Origin of the sequence: Streptomyces sp. NP-1717, from assembly GCF_022695985.1 — a bacterium.
GTDB lineage: Bacteria > Actinomycetota > Actinomycetes > Streptomycetales > Streptomycetaceae > Streptomyces.
Map to the genome: position 1 here is coordinate 1 of NZ_JAAPBF010000388.1, position 3,435 is coordinate 3,435.

At 70.0% G+C, this 3,435-nt stretch carries 2 protein-coding genes and 1 pseudogene; 2 read left to right on the top strand and 1 reads right to left on the bottom strand.

What is annotated here, in order from left to right; all coding sequences use genetic code 11:
• The first annotated feature begins 281 nt into the window (after positions 1 to 281).
• Together GXP76_RS34705 and GXP76_RS34710 are read left to right on the top strand one after the other, a co-directional pair.
• Positions 282 to 896 carry a SigE family RNA polymerase sigma factor gene (locus tag GXP76_RS34705; RefSeq protein ID WP_242575595.1) on the top strand — a complete coding sequence of 205 codons (615 nt, stop codon included), beginning with the start codon at positions 282 to 284 and terminating at the stop codon, positions 894 to 896.
• Between the two features lie 147 nt (positions 897 to 1,043).
• Positions 1,044 to 2,708, top strand: coding sequence for a long-chain fatty acid--CoA ligase (locus GXP76_RS34710; RefSeq protein ID WP_242575596.1), 1,665 nt, complete (start codon positions 1,044 to 1,046; stop codon positions 2,706 to 2,708).
• A 52-nt stretch (positions 2,709 to 2,760) separates the two neighbouring features.
• Here the strand turns inward: GXP76_RS34710 and GXP76_RS34715 are convergent.
• Positions 2,761 to 3,435 (bottom strand): annotated as a pseudogene (locus GXP76_RS34715) (response regulator); the annotation flags it as partial.

The window sequence follows — 3,435 nt, forward strand, 5'->3', positions numbered from 1 at the left end:
TCCCCTTCAAGGTGTACGGCTCCGAAACCACCGCCCTCGCGTGCGCGGCCCGCACCGCTCCCACCTGCGGGGCCCGTCCCCGCAAGGGTTCACGGCCGTCCCACGGAGAGGACGCGAAGATCGGCGGCGGCCCTCCGCCACGCGTCCCGACCCTGACGAGCGTCCACCGCTCCTCCACCTTCAGGAGGTGGAGCCGGCACTCCCCCTACTCCCTGAGGCGGACGCAGCTTCGGGACCTGGGGCCGATCCCCTGGGAGGGGCCCGCTCCTAGCGTGGAAGCCATGACCACGCCTGTCTGCGCGAGCGCCTCCAAGGCCGCCTCGTATTCGCCGTACCACCCGAACTCGCACCCACCCGCGCACTCCGCGCACCAGCCGCCGTCCCAGTCGCACACGCACACGCCGTACAAGTCCTTCTCGTCGTACGTACGGGCGCGGGGGCCCGTGCTGCTGCGTACCGCGCGCTCGCTCACCGCGAATCCGAGCGATGCCGAGGACCTTCTCCAGACGGCGCTCACCAAGACGTACGTCGCCTGGGACCGGATCGAGGACCACCGCGCCCTCGACGGATACGTCCGCCGCGCACTCGTCAACACCCGTACCTCGCAGTGGCGCAAGCGCAAGGTCGACGAGTTCGCCTGCGAGGAGCTTCCCGAGCCGACCGGGCTTCCGGCGCCCGACCCCGCCGAGGAGCGGGTGCTCCACGACGCGATGTGGCGCGCGGTGATGAAGCTGCCGGACCGGCAGCGCGCGATGGTGGTGCTCCGTTACTACGAGGACCTGAGCGAGGTGCAGACGGCCGAGGTGCTGGGGGTCTCCGTCGGCACGGTGAAGAGCGCGGTGTCGCGGGCGCTCGGGAAGCTCCGCGAGGACCCGGAGCTGGTGCCCGTCCGCTGAGTGGCCCGAGTCGGGCCTTCGAGTCGGGGCCTTGTTTTCTACTCCCGGGTAGTGACATACCACGCGGTATGTGCGCAGAATCGCCGCACAGCTTGTCGACACGCCGCGCTTCTGTCGCGTAGCGCCAGCGCCCACCGGGAGGACGCCGTGCTGAGCACCATGCAGGACGTACCGCTGACAGTGACCCGCATCCTGCACCACGGGATGACCATCCACGCGAAATCGCAGGTCACCACCTGGACCGGGGAGAGTGAGCCGCAGCGCCGCAGTTTCGCGGAGGTCGGCGCGCGTGCGGCACAGCTCGCCGGCGCCCTGCGCGACGAACTCGGTGTCACGGGTGACGAGCGGATCGCCACTCTCATGTGGAACAACTCCGAACATGTCGAGGCGTACTTCGCGATTCCCTCCATGGGAGCCGTCCTCCACACGCTCAACCTCCGCCTTCCGCCGGAGCAGTTGGTCTGGATCGTCAACCACGCCGCCGATCGCGTCGTCCTCGCCAACGGTTCGCTGCTGCCGCTCCTCGTGCCGCTCCTGCCTCATCTGCCGACCGTCGAGCACGTCGTCGTCTCCGGCCCCGGCGACCGCGGGCCGCTGGCCGAAGCCGCCGCCGCGACCGACGGCCGCGTCCGGGTGCACGAGTACGAGGACCTGATCGCCGGGCGCCCCACCACGTACGACTGGCCCGAGCTGGACGAACGCACCGCCGCCGCCATGTGCTACACCTCCGGCACCACCGGCGACCCCAAGGGCGTCGTCTACTCGCACCGTTCGATCTATCTGCATTCCATGCAGGTCAACATGGCCGAGTCGATGGGGCTGACGGACAAGGACACGACCCTCGTCGTCGTACCGCAGTTCCATGTGAACGCCTGGGGCCTGCCGCACGCCACCTTCATGACCGGCATCAGCATGCTGATGCCCGACCGCTTTCTCCAGCCGGCGCCGCTGGCCGACATGATCGAGCGCGAGAAGCCCTCGCACGCCGCCGCCGTGCCGACGATCTGGCAGGGTCTCCTCGCCGAGGTCACCGCCACACCGCGCGATCTGAGCTCCATGGTCCGTGTCACGATCGGCGGTTCGGCCTGTCCGCCCGCGCTGATGGAGGCGTACGACAAGCTCGGCGTACGGCTCTGCCATGCCTGGGGAATGACGGAGACCTCGCCGCTCGGTACGACGTCCAACCCGCCCGCGGGTCTCACCGCAGAGGAGGAGTGGCCCTACCGCGTCACGCAGGGCCGCTTCCCCGTCGGCGTCGAGGCCCGGCTGACCGGCCCCGGCGGCGACACCCTGCCGTGGGACAACGAGTCGGCCGGTGAGCTGGAGGTGCGCGGGGCCTGGATCGCCGCCGCGTACTACGGCGGCGCCGACGCCGAACGGCTCAAGCCCGAGGACAAGTTCAGTGAGGACGGCTGGCTCAAGACGGGCGACGTCGGAGTCATCAGCCCCGACGGCTATCTCACCCTCACCGACCGGGCGAAGGACGTCATCAAGTCCGGCGGCGAGTGGATCTCCAGTGTGGAACTGGAGAACGCGCTCATGGGCCATCCCGACGTCGCCGAGGCCGCGGTCGTCGCCGTGCCCGACGACAGGTGGGGCGAACGACCCCTCGCGACGGTCGTGTTGAAGGACGGCGCGAGCGCCGACTACGAGTCGCTGAAGACCTACCTCGCCGGGAAGATCGCCAAGTGGCAGCTCCCCGAGCGGTGGTCGGTCGTGGACGCCGTGCCGAAGACGAGCGTCGGCAAGTTCGACAAGAAGGTGATCCGCAAGCGCTACGCGGACGGGGAACTGGACGTCACCCGCCTCTAGGGCCTGTCTTCGCCTTCGCACCAACTGACCCTCGAACAGACCTTCTTGAGGGTCAGTTGGTGCCGATCTTCGCGAGCAGTTCCACGATCCGCGACTGCACGTCCTCACTCGTGGACCGCTCGGCGAGGAAGAGCACGGTCTCCCCGGCGGAGAGCTGCGGCAGTTCGGCGCGGTCGATGCCGGTGGAGGTGTAGACGACCAGCGGCGTACGGTTCAACTGGCCGTTCGCACGCAGCCAGTCGATGATGCCCGCGCGCCGGCGCCGTACCTGCATGAGGTCCATGACCACCAGGTTCGGCCGCATCTGGCCCGCGAGCGTGACCGCCTCGCTGTCCGTTCCCGCGCGCGCCACCTGCATGCCGCGGCGCTCCAGCGTCGCCGTCAGCGCGAGCGCGATCTCCTCGCTCTCCTCGATCAACAGCACGCGCGACGGGTGCTGTTCGCTGTCGCGCGGCGCCAGGGCCTTGAGCAGCACGGCGGGGTCGGCCCCGTACGCCGCCTCGCGAGTCGCCTGCCCGAGGCCGGCCGTCACGAGCACCGGGACCTCGGCGGCGACGGCGGCCTGGCGCAGCGACTGGAGCGCGGTCCTGGTGATCGGGCCGGTCAGCGGGTCCACGAAGAGCGCCGCGGGGAACGCCGCGATCTGCGCGTCGACCTCCTCGCGGGAGTGCACGATCACCGGGCGGTAGCCGCGGTCGCTCAGGGCCTGCTGGGTGGAGACGTCCGG

Excerpts from the sequence above, each read along its gene's own strand:
- GXP76_RS34705 (WP_242575595.1), top strand. The coding sequence starts at position 282 with ATGACCACGCCTGTCTGCGCGAGCGCCTCCAAGGCCGCCTCGTATTCG.